We start from the raw sequence: 286 nt of genomic DNA, 5'->3' as shown, positions 1-286 counted from the left end.
TCAAAGATGGACTACCGCATGGTGCTGACGATCTTGCCTATGATGCTTCAGCGACCGGATACGCCAGCATACTAGGCAGCAACGAACTACTCGCTAGCACTAATAACAACAAGCTGTGTGGTTTTAGTGACTGGGAAGTTCCGCACTTAGCACAGCTGCTGTCGATTAACACCAAGGCTGTCGAAGGTTCAAATTCGAAAATGACCTTGGATACAGACGTATTTCCAAATTACTTGGGACTCAAGCCAGAATACGACAAATCTTATTTCGATAATGGAACCACGTT

1 protein-coding gene is annotated in these 286 nt (G+C 45.5%); it reads left to right on the top strand.

Translation table 11 applies throughout. The annotated features are described in order from the left end of the window. On the top strand, positions 1-286 hold a 286-nt coding region (locus tag AB4512_RS24145), incomplete at both ends, for a hypothetical protein (protein WP_372176020.1).

Origin of the sequence: Vibrio sp. 10N.222.52.B7, from assembly GCF_041474275.1 — a bacterium.
Taxonomy (GTDB): domain Bacteria; phylum Pseudomonadota; class Gammaproteobacteria; order Enterobacterales; family Vibrionaceae; genus Vibrio; species Vibrio crassostreae_C.
This window is presented reverse-complemented; position numbering and strand designations above follow the sequence as displayed.